The following is a 16,396-nucleotide window of genomic DNA, read 5'->3' as shown; positions in this document are numbered from 1 at the left end:
AGACTGCCGTCATGAGCACCACGAGACGCGCCCTCGGCACCGGTCCCCGCCCCGAATCCAAAGCCGAGCTTTGGATTTCGGCCCCGCGGCTTCTGCCCGTCGAACGCGCGGAGGCCGGCGCACTCCTGGACCCGGCGGACGAACCCGAGCCGGGGCTCACCCGCACCGGCCGCCGTCACCTCCGCGCCCCCCGAGCGGGTGAGTGACGACCGGGCCGTCCGGCGAGACGCTGACCCCGCGCGAAGCGCGGGGCGGGGAACGGTGAGAGTCGGCCCCACCCCGAACGGCCAGCAAGTTGGGACCGAAGGGGAGCTTCCGCGAGCGGAGCAAGCTATCCACGAAGACGCTCTTCGCGTACCCCGACCGAGGGCGGCCGGGGTGATCAGCCGAGCAGCGGCGAGGTGATCCCGCACCTCTCGCAGGGCGCGAGCAGGCCGCAGGTCTGGCCCGACGCGTGGAGCTGGTCAGCCCCAAGGCAGCCGTCGCCGAGAGTGCAGGTGGTCTCACCGTCGCTGTGGTCGATCTCGGTTCCCGCGCAGACTCTGTACTGCTCTGGCATGGCTCCGGCCGCAGCCTTGAGGCCAGAGCATCCGGCGCAGGTGTGGAACAGCTCGTCCACGAACTCGTCCGCACGGTCGCAGTACTGGAGTGCCTCGGGGACGTGGATCACCTTCGTCGCGCCGGGGCATCCCGCGTGGCACTCGAAGCTTCCGTCGAGGTGGACCAGGAGCGGGCCACCGCAGGCAGCTTCGCCGTTGGGGTCATGCTTCTGCATCTCCATGTAGGTCGAGATCAACAGGCTGACCGTGGACCGGACGCTGTACGGGAAGGTCTGGAAGTCGCCGTTCGTCAGCGATTCACCGACGCTGCTGTACCGGTCGCCTTCGGCACGCCGTTGGTGCTGAACCGGCGGGAGCACACGCCCCTTGGTCCGGTCCCGGTCCAGTCGTTTGGCCTTGATTCGGCCCATCCCATCATCCTTTCGAAGCCACCACGGTGGTGGCGAAGCAGGTTAGCTCTGGCAGCAGATCAGGCGCCGCCACGGAAGCGGACGAGGGACGCCGCGACGTCCTCGGCTCGCGCGGCGGTCGCCGCCTGCCGGCGGTCGCGGAAGTCAGCGGCCGGATCGCTCGGGCCAACTTGCAGACCCGTCTGCCTCTTCTCCGCCTGCCGTCCACGCTCCTCCGCCGCGAGCTCCTGCGCGTCGCGCTGGAGAACGGCTTGCCGGATCTTCGCCGGGGCGGAGTGCCTGTCGTGGTCCAGCTCGGTCAGCGCCCGGAGTGCGTCGACCTGGTCGGTGCGGGCTCGCTTCGCGGTGAGCGGGAGTTCACGGGCACGGCGGACCCGGGCAGCCTGCCGTGCGGACTCCTGCTGGGAGGTGTCCGGGTTGTACTCGCGCCAGATGTCGAGTGCGCGGGCGAGGTTGACGAGCACGGTCGGGGCGTCGTCCAGGCACAGGAACCCGGAGCCGGAGTTGAACCGGGAGACCGGACGCATGACCTTGCGGTAGTGAGCGCCGAGCGGCTCCAGGTACTGGGACCCGGCCAGCCCGATCACAGCCGCGTTGTGGGAGCGGAGCATCCGCCCGCCGGCGCCACCCTCCTGGCGGTTGGTCCGCCTGACCCGGACCTGGCGTACGGCCTTCTTCCAGCGATACGTACCGACGACCTGCCCCTCGGCGTTGACGTACGTCGGGTCCCAGTACCGCTCGCGGGAGGCCAGGCGCCGCAGCAGGCGGGCCGCACGGTCCGCGTCGGTTGGGGAGACGTCCACGGTCCGCACGGTGCGCGTGAGCGCCTTGTAGCCCCAGAACCGGCCCGGACCCTTGCCCGGCTCGCGCCAAGCCGCGGGCACCTTGTTCTGGTAGTCCTTCGCCATGAACGCGCCGTGCTTGGCGAAGTACGCCGCCAGCCGCGCGGGCGTGTTGACGTAGCCCTCCTCGACCTCGGAGACCTGAGCGCCGTGCAGCAGGTGCTTGGCCTTCTCCTTCGGGTTCGGGTGATCCACGATGTCCGCCCAGACCACGGAGATCCACTCCTCGTACGGCAGGCCATCGCCCGCCGCATCGCGCCAGTACGGCTTGCGGATCCCCTTCACGCCCGCCTCCTTGGCCGCCTTCCAGACCGCGAGCTTGTCCTCGTACTCCATCCGCCGGATGGTCCCCGCGAGGCCCGGGGGACGCGGGTGCCACAGGTGGAAGTGCACCGCCCCCCGGCGCTGGAACTCCTCCTTCCAGAGCCCGCAGAACGGGCAGCCCCAGGCCCGCTCGAACCGGACGTAGAGCGTCTCCAGGTGCTTCTTCGCAGCGGCCCCGGTCGGCGCGACCTCCAACCACCGGTCGGGGTAGGTGAGCGTGGTCATGACCGGCGCCTCACCGCTCACGATCATCGGCGTGTAGTCGATCTCGCCCGTGGCGTGGAACAGCCGGGCGCGCGAGCGGCGCGACCAACCGGTGATGACCGCGCCCGGCTCGCCCGGCTCCCGGAACTCGCCGTCGTGTTCGACGAAGTACCGCGCCTCCTCCTGGGCGTCCATGTGGCGCCGGGCCTCCGCCCGCTCCGCCGTCCGCTCCGCGCGGGCCAGGTCCTTACGGCTGACCGTGATGCAGCCAGGCCCCAGAGTGATCCTCCGCCGCAGGCCTTCCTGCCCCCGCCACTCGGGCAGCGCGAGCAGCGATCCGGCCGCCAGATCGAGCTTGTCCAGGCCCGGAAATCCATCCCCGAACCGAGCGGGCACAAAGAGGCCCTGACCTGCGGTTTTGGGGGGGGCCACAAATTCGCGTGGAGATGTGGCACATCTATCAAGGGGCCCTGCGGGCCCGGGGCCGGCGGTGGCGGGGGTTCCAGGTCCGGCTACGGCAGCAGCCCCGGCGGGGCGCGGTAGCGATGACTGGACATCGCTTCGTACGATCGTCACGAGCAACGTTTCCTGTCGGTGGTTGGCACCTTCGGGAGGCGGCGAGCCGGGGTGTCGGAACCCTGGCTCGTGCCATTTGTGGGGCTGATCTTGCCCCAAGATCGCGAAGCGCCCCGCCGGATTTGCCCGGCGGGGCTTTCGCGTGTCGTCAGCTGGTTTTGCGGCGGGTCACGTCGAGGCAGGCGCCGGGAAGGTCGGCCACCCAGTCGAAGTCATCGAGGGTGACGCCGTGCGCGGCGGCGGCGTCCAGGAGTGCGGTCAGCAGCTGGGTCGCCTCCCACTGCTCGGTGGCGAGGGCGGGGGTGGCCCGCTTGACGGCCATCACGCGGGCGGCGGGGGTGCGGCCCTTGCTGTCGGTGTGGTCGGTCATGTGGTGGCTCCTTGGATCACTTGACGAGAGCGAGCTGGCCGGGAATCGGCTGGGGTCCGTGCTGCTCTTCGAGCTGGGCGTAGACGCGTCCCACGAAGGAGTGGTGCCGGGTCGACAGTTCGGCCGTCTCCCGGGTCGACAGCCCCCGACGCCAACCCTCCTCGATCGCGGCGCGGGCGGCTTCGGTCGACAGCCGTACCGGCTCCGGGGTGTCGACCTGCGGGGCCGCCGGAGCGACCGGGGCGGTCGGGGTGTCGACCGGTTCGGCCTGCGGCTCTTCCTCGGCCGGGGCCGGGGCCGCCGCCGGTACGACTACCGGGTCGGCAGTGGTCGGCAGCGGGTCGGCAGTCGCGACCGGGGTCGCCTCTGCGACGAGTCCGTGGATCTGCTGCATGAGGACGCCGAAGGCCAGGAGCGCGGCCGTGGGCGGCACGGCGGCGACCACGTAGTCGAGGAACGGCACGGTGGCCGCGTCGCCCGTACCGGCGACCCCGGCGACGTTGAGGGCGATCGAGCCGACCGACCCGGCGGCCGTGATGCCGATGGCCCATCGGTCAGTCCGGCCGCGAAGGCCGGCGCGGAGCATCAGCAGTTCGCCGCTGACGATGAACGCGTCCAGCGTCGCGGGCCAGGCCCACATCCGGTCTCGGGCGTGGCCGAGTCCATGGCCCCCGGCGACCTCGGCCAGGTGCGCGTACGAGAGCCAGAACGCCAGACCGGTCAGGGCCACGATCACGGCCCCGGCCGCGACGAGCGAGAAGCGTTCGATCTGCTGCTTGGTCATCACTTCCCCTTCCGGCGGAGCGCGATGGTGATGCCGATCCCGGCAGGCGCGGCGGCCGCAATCGCGGTGGCGGTCTCGGCGGCGAGCTTGAGGAGCATCAGCAGCAGGCCCGCCAGGGAGAACAGGCCAACCCCGCAGGCGAAGGCGGCGAAGGCGACGATGACCGACCGGTCCCAGGTCTCCTGCGTCATGCCGACGCCTCCTTGCGGCCCGCCAGGACGTACCGGCCACGGCCGACCTTCACCGCGGCTTCGTCGTCGGTCAGCTCCTGGAGCCCGGCGTAGACCTGGGACTTGCCCCGGCCCGTGGCCACGATCAGCTCAGCGGCGGACATCCCCGACTCCGGGGCATCGGCCAGCGCGGTACGGATCGCGTCCACAACCGACAGCTCGACCAGCTCGACCGGCTGCGGCGCAGCGGGCGGCACCGGGGCCGCGGCTTCCTTCGTGAGGCCGATCGCCTCGTCCATCGCGGCCGTGATCCGGGGGTCCGGGATCCGGGGCTCGAAGAACGGGAAGGGCTCCGGGCCGGGATCGGCCAGGCTGCCCCACTCCGGCAGCGACGGCGCGTACGTCGGCATCGGCGGGACGACCGGGGCCGCCGGGGCGGGTGCCTGCGGGGCCGGGGCCGCCGTGTACGGCTGGAGCCTGCGGAACTGCTTCTCGTCGATGAACGCGGCGCGCGACTCCTCGGGGTCCTGGTGCTCGTCGTCCAGGAGCAGGAGCCAGCCCTTGCCCGGCAGGCGGTGCGGCGTCCAGCCCTCCTTGGTCAGGTCCTCGAAGACGACGCGGCTCTCGGACTGCCGGCGCATCTTGAGCGCGACGACCGCCGACATCTGCGAGCGGAGCTCGGTCGGCAGGTTCGTCCCCTTGGGGAACTGGGTGGCCCACCACAGATAGATGCCGAACGCCCGGGCCTGCTCGAGGAACGTGAAGAACCGGGCGAGCTCGTCGTCGTCCAGCTCGCGGATCAGGGCCGCGCCCTCGTCCACCATGACGATCCGGTCGCGGTTCTCCATCGAGGTGGGCCAGGTGCTCGTGCGCTTGGCCTGCATCACCGCCGCGCGGCGAGGGAGCTCCTGCTCCATGAACCACGCGAGGCGGGCCTTGGCCTGCTCGGCGTTGGTGATCCGGACGTCGGCCTTGCCCTCGTAGTGCTGGGACTCGGTGCCCTGCTTGAGGTCCCAGACCTCCAGGTCCGCGTCCGCCGCGAGGATCACCGGCGTGGCCATGACCCGCTGAGCCGACGACTTGCCGGACCCGGACGCGCCGACGATCAGGATGCGCTGCTGGAGGTCGATCGCGGTCCACTCCCCGAACGGGTTCATGGACAGCGGCGCCGGGTGCTTGATGCTCACCAGACCGGTCGGCATCGGGTACGGCACGTTCTTCGCCAGCGGGTTGCGGACCGTGATCCGCACGACGCCCTTGTGCGCGCTGGTCCCGGGCTCGACGCGGATCGCGCCCCGCCGGGTGCCAAGGCCCGTCTCCAGGTCCTTGATACGGGCGGTGACCGACTCCAGGGTCAGCGAGCCGCCGAAGGTGACGCGGATGTCCACGCCCATCGGCGTGCGGCGCACCTTGCCCCGCTTGAGGCCCAGCAGCTTGCGGGCCGCAGTCATCTCCGCCCACCGGTCCGGCTGGAGCCGGATCGCGAGGCGGATCGGCATCCGCATCCGGGCCGCCCACAGGCTGATGGTGACGTAGCGGACGAAGGCCTTGGCCGCCTTCACGATCGCCTTCCCCGCCGCCTTGGCGAGCGCCTTGCGGGCGGACTTGCCGATCAGCCACAGGAGCAGGAAGGCCCCGATCGCGATCAGGACGACGACCCCGGAAGGGCCGAGATCGGACAGGAGTTGTCCGAGCGTCTGCGGCTCGGCACTAGGGTTCTGGGCAGCACTGATGATCACGAGACATGCCTCTCGCTCGTCGGTGTCAGAGCCGTCCCGGAGGTCAGAGCCCGGGGCGGCTCGCTGTGTTGTTGTGCAGGTCGTGCGTGTGATCTTCCGGTCCGGAATTCCGGCGGCTTGACAACCTCGCGCGCATTATGCGCACGCGCGCACGAGGCTCGGGCCGGAACTTCCGGGCGCCGGACGATCACCGATCGGGGTCGGTGGCCCACTTCCTGACGGTGTTGGAGGCGACCGCCGTCAGCTCCGTGATCCGGCGGTACGGGACCTCCATCGTCACCGCCTGGACGATCAGCGGCCGCAGCTCGGCCTCCACCTCCTCCAGCTGAGCGAGGAGCTTGATCCGCTTGGTGCCAAGGGGCTTGAGAGCCGCCTCCGCCGTGGCCCGAAGCTGGGCCGGTGTCTGCTGCGTCATGCGTCTCACTGTGACACGCACTCGCGTCTAACGCAAGGCGTATCACCATGTGTGTTTCTCGCCCCCGCCGATCATGAGCGGGACTGTACGCGGCCCTGAGCGCCCCAACGAGGCGTTTACGCCTCTCAGTCCGCCGGAAGGCCGGAAGGCCCGGAGAACGGCACTCAGGGCCCCGGACGGACCCATGCCGGGGGTTGGGCTACATACCGCCCACCGTCAAATGGCATGCGCGGCCACCTCCGGACGGCGACTGCGGGCGCGCTCGGATCAGCAAAAGCGGCTAGCGGCGGGAGGGGTGGGGTCGGTGGCCCTGATCGGCCGTCTACCCGCCCCGGAGTTGGGCTGAGCGCCGTTCCGCCGCCGTCACGGATGCAGGCGCGTACGCGGCCCTGCGGCCCCGGGAATGGGCTGGCGGGGAGCTGGCAGCTGCCGCGATGTGGCCGAGCCCGGCACTCTCGCGCCGCTCGCTCTACGTCTCGTCGTGGCCGAGGACAGAGTGCGGCCAGTACGAGGCACAGGTCACCGCAGCTCATATGCCGTCGTCGTCCTCGATGTCGAACGGCAGCGGTATCGCCGGAGCCGTCATGGACGACCGCCGCCGACCCGGGCCAGCCCCGAGCTGGCGACGCGGAGCGGGGGCCGGCGCCCGCCACGCATCCGGCAGCACCCCACCCTCGACGGCCGGTTCGAGCGGCGGGGCCAGGAGGAAGTCCCCGTCATCGACCGGCAACCGGGGCCCCGCAATGTCACGTGGCTTTGCTGGGTCAGCCTGCTGGTTTCCAGGGAAAATCTGTGACTTTGCAGCAGCCGCAGCAGCCCGGCGCTCCGCATCGGCAACCGCCGCCAGGACCGCCTTCCGGGTCTTGCGCGCCTCGTACGCCCGCTGCCGACAGGACGACGAGCAGTAGATGACCGGCTTGGTCCCCAGCGAGGGCCGCAGAGGCTTGTCCGGGTCGTGGCACTGCTGACAGATCCGCTCGCCGCGGCTGTTTCTCGGGATGTCGTACGCCATGGGCCCGACCGTACGCGGCGAGCTGTCCAAAGTTTCTCTACTGGATCAAGGCGCCCTGCGGGCGCGCGGCCCGCCCGCCGGCGGACCGCTCCTGTCTCCGCCCCGCGGCTCCGCCACCGCGCAGGCCGCCGTCGACAACGAGCACCAGGACGTCGATCCGGCTCAGCCCGTCCGCACCTCGATCAGGAAGTCGAGGTCGACGGGCTTGGCCATCACGACCGCCACCCCCGGCGGGTCGAGGTAGCCGCCCTCCGCCGGATCAACGTCCGCGAAGCGCGGGTCGGCCCGCAGGATTTCCACCAGGAGGTCGCGCAGCTCTTCGGTGCTCATGCCGCCGACCGTAGCGAGAGCCAGGCGACCGCCGAGGGAAGTCACAAGAGGCGTCACGCCAACGAGCACCAGGAGCACGAGCAGCTGCACCGCCCGGAATGCCGACCACATGTCGCACACCTCTGGCACTACGACGATCCGGAGCCCGGACCCCAGCCGAGGATCCCGCCGTACGGACCGCGACCGACCGATGTCCCGCCGACCGATGCAGCCACCACGAACCCCCACACCATTGCATCTGGATCCAACGGCCCGACAAACCGACCCAGATCACACACCTAGGCATTCTCGAATTAGTCGGCCTGCGGAGCGCAAGTGATCTTCAGGAGTACCCAGGTATCTCCGATACGTGATCTTGCTCCGGCCGTCCCGGAGCAAGATCAAAAGCCCCCGATGGAGCAAGATCAAAAGCCCCCGATGTACAAGGGGGGTCACCCTCCGGGGGACCCCACCGCGAGCGGCAGACTGCCGTCATGAGCACCACGAGACGCGCCCTCGGCACCGGTCCCCGCCCCGAATCCAAAGCCGAGCTTTGGATTTCGGCCCCGCGGCTTCTGCCCGTCGAACGCGCGGAGGCCGGCGCACTCCTGGACCCGGCGGACGAACCCGAGCCGGGGCTCACCCGCACCGGCCGCCGTCACCTCCGCGCCCCCCGAGCGGGTGAGTGACGACCGGGCCGTCCGGCGAGACGCTGACCCCGCGCGAAGCGCGGGGCGGGGAACGGTGAGAGTCGGCCCCACCCCGAACGGCCAGCAAGTTGGGACCGAAGGGGAGCTTCCGCGAGCGGAGCAAGCTATCCACGAAGACGCTCTTCGCGTACCCCGACCGAGGGCGGCCGGGGTGATCAGCCGAGCAGCGGCGAGGTGATCCCGCACCTCTCGCAGGGCGCGAGCAGGCCGCAGGTCTGGCCCGACGCGTGGAGCTGGTCAGCCCCAAGGCAGCCGTCGCCGAGAGTGCAGGTGGTCTCACCGTCGCTGTGGTCGATCTCGGTTCCCGCGCAGACTCTGTACTGCTCTGGCATGGCTCCGGCCGCAGCCTTGAGGCCAGAGCATCCGGCGCAGGTGTGGAACAGCTCGTCCACGAACTCGTCCGCACGGTCGCAGTACTGGAGTGCCTCGGGGACGTGGATCACCTTCGTCGCGCCGGGGCATCCCGCGTGGCACTCGAAGCTTCCGTCGAGGTGGACCAGGAGCGGGCCACCGCAGGCAGCTTCGCCGTTGGGGTCATGCTTCTGCATCTCCATGTAGGTCGAGATCAACAGGCTGACCGTGGACCGGACGCTGTACGGGAAGGTCTGGAAGTCGCCGTTCGTCAGCGATTCACCGACGCTGCTGTACCGGTCGCCTTCGGCACGCCGTTGGTGCTGAACCGGCGGGAGCACACGCCCCTTGGTCCGGTCCCGGTCCAGTCGTTTGGCCTTGATTCGGCCCATCCCATCATCCTTTCGAAGCCACCACGGTGGTGGCGAAGCAGGTTAGCTCTGGCAGCAGATCAGGCGCCGCCACGGAAGCGGACGAGGGACGCCGCGACGTCCTCGGCTCGCGCGGCGGTCGCCGCCTGCCGGCGGTCGCGGAAGTCAGCGGCCGGATCGCTCGGGCCAACTTGCAGACCCGTCTGCCTCTTCTCCGCCTGCCGTCCACGCTCCTCCGCCGCGAGCTCCTGCGCGTCGCGCTGGAGAACGGCTTGCCGGATCTTCGCCGGGGCGGAGTGCCTGTCGTGGTCCAGCTCGGTCAGCGCCCGGAGTGCGTCGACCTGGTCGGTGCGGGCTCGCTTCGCGGTGAGCGGGAGTTCACGGGCACGGCGGACCCGGGCAGCCTGCCGTGCGGACTCCTGCTGGGAGGTGTCCGGGTTGTACTCGCGCCAGATGTCGAGTGCGCGGGCGAGGTTGACGAGCACGGTCGGGGCGTCGTCCAGGCACAGGAACCCGGAGCCGGAGTTGAACCGGGAGACCGGACGCATGACCTTGCGGTAGTGAGCGCCGAGCGGCTCCAGGTACTGGGACCCGGCCAGCCCGATCACAGCCGCGTTGTGGGAGCGGAGCATCCGCCCGCCGGCGCCACCCTCCTGGCGGTTGGTCCGCCTGACCCGGACCTGGCGTACGGCCTTCTTCCAGCGATACGTACCGACGACCTGCCCCTCGGCGTTGACGTACGTCGGGTCCCAGTACCGCTCGCGGGAGGCCAGGCGCCGCAGCAGGCGGGCCGCACGGTCCGCGTCGGTTGGGGAGACGTCCACGGTCCGCACGGTGCGCGTGAGCGCCTTGTAGCCCCAGAACCGGCCCGGACCCTTGCCCGGCTCGCGCCAAGCCGCGGGCACCTTGTTCTGGTAGTCCTTCGCCATGAACGCGCCGTGCTTGGCGAAGTACGCCGCCAGCCGCGCGGGCGTGTTGACGTAGCCCTCCTCGACCTCGGAGACCTGAGCGCCGTGCAGCAGGTGCTTGGCCTTCTCCTTCGGGTTCGGGTGATCCACGATGTCCGCCCAGACCACGGAGATCCACTCCTCGTACGGCAGGCCATCGCCCGCCGCATCGCGCCAGTACGGCTTGCGGATCCCCTTCACGCCCGCCTCCTTGGCCGCCTTCCAGACCGCGAGCTTGTCCTCGTACTCCATCCGCCGGATGGTCCCCGCGAGGCCCGGGGGACGCGGGTGCCACAGGTGGAAGTGCACCGCCCCCCGGCGCTGGAACTCCTCCTTCCAGAGCCCGCAGAACGGGCAGCCCCAGGCCCGCTCGAACCGGACGTAGAGCGTCTCCAGGTGCTTCTTCGCAGCGGCCCCGGTCGGCGCGACCTCCAACCACCGGTCGGGGTAGGTGAGCGTGGTCATGACCGGCGCCTCACCGCTCACGATCATCGGCGTGTAGTCGATCTCGCCCGTGGCGTGGAACAGCCGGGCGCGCGAGCGGCGCGACCAACCGGTGATGACCGCGCCCGGCTCGCCCGGCTCCCGGAACTCGCCGTCGTGTTCGACGAAGTACCGCGCCTCCTCCTGGGCGTCCATGTGGCGCCGGGCCTCCGCCCGCTCCGCCGTCCGCTCCGCGCGGGCCAGGTCCTTACGGCTGACCGTGATGCAGCCAGGCCCCAGAGTGATCCTCCGCCGCAGGCCTTCCTGCCCCCGCCACTCGGGCAGCGCGAGCAGCGATCCGGCCGCCAGATCGAGCTTGTCCAGGCCCGGAAATCCATCCCCGAACCGAGCGGGCACAAAGAGGCCCTGACCTGCGGTTTTGGGGGGGGCCACAAATTCGCGTGGAGATGTGGCACATCTATCAAGGGGCCCTGCGGGCCCGGGGCCGGCGGTGGCGGGGGTTCCAGGTCCGGCTACGGCAGCAGCCCCGGCGGGGCGCGGTAGCGATGACTGGACATCGCTTCGTACGATCGTCACGAGCAACGTTTCCTGTCGGTGGTTGGCACCTTCGGGAGGCGGCGAGCCGGGGTGTCGGAACCCTGGCTCGTGCCATTTGTGGGGCTGATCTTGCCCCAAGATCGCGAAGCGCCCCGCCGGATTTGCCCGGCGGGGCTTTCGCGTGTCGTCAGCTGGTTTTGCGGCGGGTCACGTCGAGGCAGGCGCCGGGAAGGTCGGCCACCCAGTCGAAGTCATCGAGGGTGACGCCGTGCGCGGCGGCGGCGTCCAGGAGTGCGGTCAGCAGCTGGGTCGCCTCCCACTGCTCGGTGGCGAGGGCGGGGGTGGCCCGCTTGACGGCCATCACGCGGGCGGCGGGGGTGCGGCCCTTGCTGTCGGTGTGGTCGGTCATGTGGTGGCTCCTTGGATCACTTGACGAGAGCGAGCTGGCCGGGAATCGGCTGGGGTCCGTGCTGCTCTTCGAGCTGGGCGTAGACGCGTCCCACGAAGGAGTGGTGCCGGGTCGACAGTTCGGCCGTCTCCCGGGTCGACAGCCCCCGACGCCAACCCTCCTCGATCGCGGCGCGGGCGGCTTCGGTCGACAGCCGTACCGGCTCCGGGGTGTCGACCTGCGGGGCCGCCGGAGCGACCGGGGCGGTCGGGGTGTCGACCGGTTCGGCCTGCGGCTCTTCCTCGGCCGGGGCCGGGGCCGCCGCCGGTACGACTACCGGGTCGGCAGTGGTCGGCAGCGGGTCGGCAGTCGCGACCGGGGTCGCCTCTGCGACGAGTCCGTGGATCTGCTGCATGAGGACGCCGAAGGCCAGGAGCGCGGCCGTGGGCGGCACGGCGGCGACCACGTAGTCGAGGAACGGCACGGTGGCCGCGTCGCCCGTACCGGCGACCCCGGCGACGTTGAGGGCGATCGAGCCGACCGACCCGGCGGCCGTGATGCCGATGGCCCATCGGTCAGTCCGGCCGCGAAGGCCGGCGCGGAGCATCAGCAGTTCGCCGCTGACGATGAACGCGTCCAGCGTCGCGGGCCAGGCCCACATCCGGTCTCGGGCGTGGCCGAGTCCATGGCCCCCGGCGACCTCGGCCAGGTGCGCGTACGAGAGCCAGAACGCCAGACCGGTCAGGGCCACGATCACGGCCCCGGCCGCGACGAGCGAGAAGCGTTCGATCTGCTGCTTGGTCATCACTTCCCCTTCCGGCGGAGCGCGATGGTGATGCCGATCCCGGCAGGCGCGGCGGCCGCAATCGCGGTGGCGGTCTCGGCGGCGAGCTTGAGGAGCATCAGCAGCAGGCCCGCCAGGGAGAACAGGCCAACCCCGCAGGCGAAGGCGGCGAAGGCGACGATGACCGACCGGTCCCAGGTCTCCTGCGTCATGCCGACGCCTCCTTGCGGCCCGCCAGGACGTACCGGCCACGGCCGACCTTCACCGCGGCTTCGTCGTCGGTCAGCTCCTGGAGCCCGGCGTAGACCTGGGACTTGCCCCGGCCCGTGGCCACGATCAGCTCAGCGGCGGACATCCCCGACTCCGGGGCATCGGCCAGCGCGGTACGGATCGCGTCCACAACCGACAGCTCGACCAGCTCGACCGGCTGCGGCGCAGCGGGCGGCACCGGGGCCGCGGCTTCCTTCGTGAGGCCGATCGCCTCGTCCATCGCGGCCGTGATCCGGGGGTCCGGGATCCGGGGCTCGAAGAACGGGAAGGGCTCCGGGCCGGGATCGGCCAGGCTGCCCCACTCCGGCAGCGACGGCGCGTACGTCGGCATCGGCGGGACGACCGGGGCCGCCGGGGCGGGTGCCTGCGGGGCCGGGGCCGCCGTGTACGGCTGGAGCCTGCGGAACTGCTTCTCGTCGATGAACGCGGCGCGCGACTCCTCGGGGTCCTGGTGCTCGTCGTCCAGGAGCAGGAGCCAGCCCTTGCCCGGCAGGCGGTGCGGCGTCCAGCCCTCCTTGGTCAGGTCCTCGAAGACGACGCGGCTCTCGGACTGCCGGCGCATCTTGAGCGCGACGACCGCCGACATCTGCGAGCGGAGCTCGGTCGGCAGGTTCGTCCCCTTGGGGAACTGGGTGGCCCACCACAGATAGATGCCGAACGCCCGGGCCTGCTCGAGGAACGTGAAGAACCGGGCGAGCTCGTCGTCGTCCAGCTCGCGGATCAGGGCCGCGCCCTCGTCCACCATGACGATCCGGTCGCGGTTCTCCATCGAGGTGGGCCAGGTGCTCGTGCGCTTGGCCTGCATCACCGCCGCGCGGCGAGGGAGCTCCTGCTCCATGAACCACGCGAGGCGGGCCTTGGCCTGCTCGGCGTTGGTGATCCGGACGTCGGCCTTGCCCTCGTAGTGCTGGGACTCGGTGCCCTGCTTGAGGTCCCAGACCTCCAGGTCCGCGTCCGCCGCGAGGATCACCGGCGTGGCCATGACCCGCTGAGCCGACGACTTGCCGGACCCGGACGCGCCGACGATCAGGATGCGCTGCTGGAGGTCGATCGCGGTCCACTCCCCGAACGGGTTCATGGACAGCGGCGCCGGGTGCTTGATGCTCACCAGACCGGTCGGCATCGGGTACGGCACGTTCTTCGCCAGCGGGTTGCGGACCGTGATCCGCACGACGCCCTTGTGCGCGCTGGTCCCGGGCTCGACGCGGATCGCGCCCCGCCGGGTGCCAAGGCCCGTCTCCAGGTCCTTGATACGGGCGGTGACCGACTCCAGGGTCAGCGAGCCGCCGAAGGTGACGCGGATGTCCACGCCCATCGGCGTGCGGCGCACCTTGCCCCGCTTGAGGCCCAGCAGCTTGCGGGCCGCAGTCATCTCCGCCCACCGGTCCGGCTGGAGCCGGATCGCGAGGCGGATCGGCATCCGCATCCGGGCCGCCCACAGGCTGATGGTGACGTAGCGGACGAAGGCCTTGGCCGCCTTCACGATCGCCTTCCCCGCCGCCTTGGCGAGCGCCTTGCGGGCGGACTTGCCGATCAGCCACAGGAGCAGGAAGGCCCCGATCGCGATCAGGACGACGACCCCGGAAGGGCCGAGATCGGACAGGAGTTGTCCGAGCGTCTGCGGCTCGGCACTAGGGTTCTGGGCAGCACTGATGATCACGAGACATGCCTCTCGCTCGTCGGTGTCAGAGCCGTCCCGGAGGTCAGAGCCCGGGGCGGCTCGCTGTGTTGTTGTGCAGGTCGTGCGTGTGATCTTCCGGTCCGGAATTCCGGCGGCTTGACAACCTCGCGCGCATTATGCGCACGCGCGCACGAGGCTCGGGCCGGAACTTCCGGGCGCCGGACGATCACCGATCGGGGTCGGTGGCCCACTTCCTGACGGTGTTGGAGGCGACCGCCGTCAGCTCCGTGATCCGGCGGTACGGGACCTCCATCGTCACCGCCTGGACGATCAGCGGCCGCAGCTCGGCCTCCACCTCCTCCAGCTGAGCGAGGAGCTTGATCCGCTTGGTGCCAAGGGGCTTGAGAGCCGCCTCCGCCGTGGCCCGAAGCTGGGCCGGTGTCTGCTGCGTCATGCGTCTCACTGTGACACGCACTCGCGTCTAACGCAAGGCGTATCACCATGTGTGTTTCTCGCCCCCGCCGATCATGAGCGGGACTGTACGCGGCCCTGAGCGCCCCAACGAGGCGTTTACGCCTCTCAGTCCGCCGGAAGGCCGGAAGGCCCGGAGAACGGCACTCAGGGCCCCGGACGGACCCATGCCGGGGGTTGGGCTACATACCGCCCACCGTCAAATGGCATGCGCGGCCACCTCCGGACGGCGACTGCGGGCGCGCTCGGATCAGCAAAAGCGGCTAGCGGCGGGAGGGGTGGGGTCGGTGGCCCTGATCGGCCGTCTACCCGCCCCGGAGTTGGGCTGAGCGCCGTTCCGCCGCCGTCACGGATGCAGGCGCGTACGCGGCCCTGCGGCCCCGGGAATGGGCTGGCGGGGAGCTGGCAGCTGCCGCGATGTGGCCGAGCCCGGCACTCTCGCGCCGCTCGCTCTACGTCTCGTCGTGGCCGAGGACAGAGTGCGGCCAGTACGAGGCACAGGTCACCGCAGCTCATATGCCGTCGTCGTCCTCGATGTCGAACGGCAGCGGTATCGCCGGAGCCGTCATGGACGACCGCCGCCGACCCGGGCCAGCCCCGAGCTGGCGACGCGGAGCGGGGGCCGGCGCCCGCCACGCATCCGGCAGCACCCCACCCTCGACGGCCGGTTCGAGCGGCGGGGCCAGGAGGAAGTCCCCGTCATCGACCGGCAACCGGGGCCCCGCAATGTCACGTGGCTTTGCTGGGTCAGCCTGCTGGTTTCCAGGGAAAATCTGTGACTTTGCAGCAGCCGCAGCAGCCCGGCGCTCCGCATCGGCAACCGCCGCCAGGACCGCCTTCCGGGTCTTGCGCGCCTCGTACGCCCGCTGCCGACAGGACGACGAGCAGTAGATGACCGGCTTGGTCCCCAGCGAGGGCCGCAGAGGCTTGTCCGGGTCGTGGCACTGCTGACAGATCCGCTCGCCGCGGCTGTTTCTCGGGATGTCGTACGCCATGGGCCCGACCGTACGCGGCGAGCTGTCCAAAGTTTCTCTACTGGATCAAGGCGCCCTGCGGGCGCGCGGCCCGCCCGCCGGCGGACCGCTCCTGTCTCCGCCCCGCGGCTCCGCCACCGCGCAGGCCGCCGTCGACAACGAGCACCAGGACGTCGATCCGGCTCAGCCCGTCCGCACCTCGATCAGGAAGTCGAGGTCGACGGGCTTGGCCATCACGACCGCCACCCCCGGCGGGTCGAGGTAGCCGCCCTCCGCCGGATCAACGTCCGCGAAGCGCGGGTCGGCCCGCAGGATTTCCACCAGGAGGTCGCGCAGCTCTTCGGTGCTCATGCCGCCGACCGTAGCGAGAGCCAGGCGACCGCCGAGGGAAGTCACAAGAGGCGTCACGCCAACGAGCACCAGGAGCACGAGCAGCTGCACCGCCCGGAATGCCGACCACATGTCGCACACCTCTGGCACTACGACGATCCGGAGCCCGGACCCCAGCCGAGGATCCCGCCGTACGGACCGCGACCGACCGATGTCCCGCCGACCGATGCAGCCACCACGAACCCCCACACCATTGCATCTGGATCCAACGGCCCGACAAACCGACCCAGATCACACACCTAGGCATTCTCGAATTAGTCGGCCTGCGGAGCGCAAGTGATCTTCAGGAGTACCCAGGTATCTCCGATACGTGATCTTGCTCCGGCCGTCCCGGAGCAAGATCAAAAGCCCCCGATGGAGCAAGATCAAAAGCCCCCGATGTACAAGGGGGGTCACCCTCCGGGGGACCCCACCGCGAGCGGC

The 16,396-nt window shown here is 70.7% G+C and carries 20 protein-coding genes; 2 read left to right on the top strand and 18 right to left on the bottom strand.

The window, feature by feature from the left end:
- A partial coding sequence (locus ACTVZO_RS45285) for a hypothetical protein (RefSeq protein ID WP_443304462.1) occupies positions 1–206 on the top strand: 206 nt, incomplete at its 5' end.
- Between the two features lie 176 nt (positions 207–382).
- On the opposite strand, the gene ACTVZO_RS45280 is transcribed toward ACTVZO_RS45285, so the two are convergent.
- The 9 genes from ACTVZO_RS45280 to ACTVZO_RS45240 form a co-directional block, all read right to left on the bottom strand.
- Positions 383–970: a hypothetical protein gene (locus ACTVZO_RS45280; protein WP_443304460.1), complete on the bottom strand. Its 588-nt coding sequence runs from the start codon at positions 968–970 to the stop codon at positions 383–385.
- Between the two features lie 59 nt (positions 971–1,029).
- The gene (locus tag ACTVZO_RS45275; protein WP_443304459.1) at positions 1,030–2,736 is read right to left on the bottom strand and encodes a hypothetical protein; all 1,707 of its coding nucleotides are present in this window, start codon (positions 2,734–2,736) and stop codon (positions 1,030–1,032) included.
- Between the two features lie 328 nt (positions 2,737–3,064).
- Entirely contained in the window at positions 3,065–3,286 is a 222-nt protein-coding gene (locus tag ACTVZO_RS45270) for a hypothetical protein (RefSeq protein ID WP_443304458.1), read from the bottom strand.
- Between the two features lie 16 nt (positions 3,287–3,302).
- The gene (locus ACTVZO_RS45265) at positions 3,303–4,070 is read right to left on the bottom strand and encodes a DUF2637 domain-containing protein (protein WP_443304457.1); all 768 of its coding nucleotides are present in this window, start codon (positions 4,068–4,070) and stop codon (positions 3,303–3,305) included.
- Complete coding sequence (locus tag ACTVZO_RS45260; protein WP_443304456.1) at positions 4,070–4,261, bottom strand: hypothetical protein; 192 nt, start codon at positions 4,259–4,261, stop codon at positions 4,070–4,072. Before ACTVZO_RS45260 ends, ACTVZO_RS45265 begins: the two co-directional genes overlap by 1 nt.
- The gene (locus ACTVZO_RS45255) at positions 4,258–5,979 is read right to left on the bottom strand and encodes an FtsK/SpoIIIE domain-containing protein (protein WP_443304455.1); all 1,722 of its coding nucleotides are present in this window, start codon (positions 5,977–5,979) and stop codon (positions 4,258–4,260) included. The genes ACTVZO_RS45260 and ACTVZO_RS45255 overlap by 4 nt, the downstream gene beginning before the upstream one ends.
- A gap of 187 nt (positions 5,980–6,166) precedes the next feature.
- Positions 6,167–6,394 (bottom strand): hypothetical protein, encoded by a 228-nt coding sequence (locus ACTVZO_RS45250; protein ID WP_443304454.1) that lies wholly within the window; start codon positions 6,392–6,394, stop codon positions 6,167–6,169.
- Positions 6,395–6,923: 529 nt separating this feature from the next.
- Complete coding sequence (locus ACTVZO_RS45245; protein ID WP_443304453.1) at positions 6,924–7,406, bottom strand: hypothetical protein; 483 nt, start codon at positions 7,404–7,406, stop codon at positions 6,924–6,926.
- A 162-nt stretch (positions 7,407–7,568) separates the two neighbouring features.
- Positions 7,569–7,736 carry a hypothetical protein gene (locus tag ACTVZO_RS45240; RefSeq protein WP_443304452.1) on the bottom strand — a complete coding sequence of 56 codons (168 nt, stop codon included), beginning with the start codon at positions 7,734–7,736 and terminating at the stop codon, positions 7,569–7,571.
- Positions 7,737–8,209: 473 nt separating this feature from the next.
- Here ACTVZO_RS45240 and ACTVZO_RS45235 point away from each other — a divergent pair, with 473 nt between their 5' ends.
- Entirely contained in the window at positions 8,210–8,404 is a 195-nt protein-coding gene (locus tag ACTVZO_RS45235) for a hypothetical protein (protein ID WP_443304461.1), read from the top strand.
- A 176-nt stretch (positions 8,405–8,580) separates the two neighbouring features.
- Here the strand turns inward: ACTVZO_RS45235 and ACTVZO_RS45230 are convergent, their stop codons facing one another.
- From ACTVZO_RS45230 to ACTVZO_RS45190, 9 genes are all read right to left on the bottom strand, one after another.
- On the bottom strand, positions 8,581–9,168 hold the full coding sequence (locus ACTVZO_RS45230) for a hypothetical protein (protein WP_443304460.1): 588 nt from the start codon (positions 9,166–9,168) through the stop codon (positions 8,581–8,583).
- 59 nt (positions 9,169–9,227) lie between these two features.
- On the bottom strand, positions 9,228–10,934 hold the full coding sequence (locus ACTVZO_RS45225; RefSeq protein ID WP_443304459.1) for a hypothetical protein: 1,707 nt from the start codon (positions 10,932–10,934) through the stop codon (positions 9,228–9,230).
- Positions 10,935–11,262: 328 nt separating this feature from the next.
- Positions 11,263–11,484 carry a hypothetical protein gene (locus ACTVZO_RS45220; RefSeq protein WP_443304458.1) on the bottom strand — a complete coding sequence of 74 codons (222 nt, stop codon included), beginning with the start codon at positions 11,482–11,484 and terminating at the stop codon, positions 11,263–11,265.
- 16 nt (positions 11,485–11,500) lie between these two features.
- Positions 11,501–12,268 carry a DUF2637 domain-containing protein gene (locus tag ACTVZO_RS45215; protein WP_443304457.1) on the bottom strand — a complete coding sequence of 256 codons (768 nt, stop codon included), beginning with the start codon at positions 12,266–12,268 and terminating at the stop codon, positions 11,501–11,503.
- The gene (locus ACTVZO_RS45210) at positions 12,268–12,459 is read right to left on the bottom strand and encodes a hypothetical protein (protein WP_443304456.1); all 192 of its coding nucleotides are present in this window, start codon (positions 12,457–12,459) and stop codon (positions 12,268–12,270) included. The genes ACTVZO_RS45215 and ACTVZO_RS45210 overlap by 1 nt, the downstream gene beginning before the upstream one ends.
- Complete coding sequence (locus tag ACTVZO_RS45205; RefSeq protein WP_443304455.1) at positions 12,456–14,177, bottom strand: FtsK/SpoIIIE domain-containing protein; 1,722 nt, start codon at positions 14,175–14,177, stop codon at positions 12,456–12,458. Before ACTVZO_RS45205 ends, ACTVZO_RS45210 begins: the two co-directional genes overlap by 4 nt.
- 187 nt (positions 14,178–14,364) lie before the next feature.
- Positions 14,365–14,592, bottom strand: a complete 228-nt coding sequence (locus ACTVZO_RS45200) for a hypothetical protein (protein WP_443304454.1) — start codon at positions 14,590–14,592, stop codon at positions 14,365–14,367.
- A 529-nt stretch (positions 14,593–15,121) separates the two neighbouring features.
- The gene (locus tag ACTVZO_RS45195; protein ID WP_443304453.1) at positions 15,122–15,604 is read right to left on the bottom strand and encodes a hypothetical protein; all 483 of its coding nucleotides are present in this window, start codon (positions 15,602–15,604) and stop codon (positions 15,122–15,124) included.
- A 162-nt stretch (positions 15,605–15,766) separates the two neighbouring features.
- Positions 15,767–15,934: a hypothetical protein gene (locus tag ACTVZO_RS45190; protein WP_443304452.1), complete on the bottom strand. Its 168-nt coding sequence runs from the start codon at positions 15,932–15,934 to the stop codon at positions 15,767–15,769.
- Positions 15,935–16,396: the final 462 nt, after the last annotated feature.

The organism is Streptomyces sp. IBSNAI002, from assembly GCF_052244475.1.
Classification (GTDB): domain Bacteria; phylum Actinomycetota; class Actinomycetes; order Streptomycetales; family Streptomycetaceae; genus Streptomyces.
Note: the sequence above shows the minus strand (reverse complement) of the source record. Positions and strands in the feature narration are given on the sequence as shown.